Genomic DNA, 1262 nt, shown 5'->3' on the forward strand with positions numbered 1-1262 from the left:
ACCGCGACCGAATACGGCGTGGTCCGCACCTTCGGCCAGGGCGACTTCCAGTTCAACAATTTCGGCAGCTCCAACCCGACCACGCTCACGACATTCCCGGCCGGAGCTTCGAACGCGCTCAACGTCGCGGGCGGTGGCTACGTCGCGGTTGAATATCTCTTCATCCAGTTCGCCGGCTTCACCTTCGGTAAGTCTTCGTCGGCCTACTCGACGCCGTGGAACGGCTTCCCGGGCAACATCAATTCGAGCCTGCTCGGCGGCAACAACACCGACACCGGCGTCAACAACATCCAGTACACCGCCGAGTTCGGCAACGGCGTGTCGGCCTCGATCGGTCTCGACGACCCGACCGTCTGGAACCGCACCGCTGTCTACAATCTGGGCATCCCCTCGGCGATCGGCGCCAACGGCACCGGATCGAACGCCTATGCCGGCACGCATTCGCCCGACATCGTCGGCAGGATCCGGGTCGACCAGGCCTGGGGTCTGTTCCAGTTGTCGGCCGCGGCCCATGAGGTCAGCGGGTCCTACAACACGCTGGGCGCTGGTGGCGTCGCGACCAACCTCTCGGAGATCTCTGGTCATCCCGACACCAAATGGGGCGGCTCGGTCATGGCGGCGTTGCAGATCAAGAACCTGCCGACCGGCCCCGGCGACGACATCAAGTTCGACGTCTCCTATGCCAAGGGCACGACCAAGAACGTGATCGCCACCAGCGGCACCTCGCCGAATTTTGCGATGTTCGGCGGCAGCGGCTTCGGCTACCAGAGCGTCGGCTTCGGTGCGACCACCGACGGCGTCTACATGCCCGGCGCAGGCGGCACCGGCGGCATCGTCCTGACGACGGCCTGGGGCCTCCGCGGCGCGTTCAATCACAACTGGAATCCGTACTGGTCGACCAGCCTGTTCGGCAGCTACTCGGCCGTCCGGTATGACGGCGGTGCCAACGACAACCTGCTGGGTGCGGGAACTACTACGGCCAAGGGCGCTTACTGCGCCGCCTTCGCCCTCAGCCACTCGGGTCAGGCATTGGCCGGGAACGCTGCAGGCAACTACACCTGTAACCCCGACTTCAACGTCTCGCAGCTTGGCGTCACTACTCGCTGGACTCCGGTCAAGAACCTGACGTTCACGGCCGAAGTGCAGTGGTTCCATCTCGACCAGAAGATGTCGGGCTCTTCGGTGTTCACGGCGACCGCTCCGAAGCCCAACGCGCTCTACGAGTTCAAGGATCAGGACACGGTCCTGCTGCAGCTCCGCGC

The 1262-nt window shown here is 64.4% G+C and carries 1 protein-coding gene; it reads left to right on the plus strand.

Translation table 11 applies throughout. From position 1 onward, the window contains the following. Positions 1–1262 (plus strand): porin (locus KIP88_RS45745; protein ID WP_214494614.1); only part of this gene is annotated, 1262 nt, incomplete at both ends.

The sequence above is a fragment of the Bradyrhizobium sp. SRL28 genome, assembly GCF_018596315.1.
GTDB lineage: Bacteria > Pseudomonadota > Alphaproteobacteria > Rhizobiales > Xanthobacteraceae > Bradyrhizobium.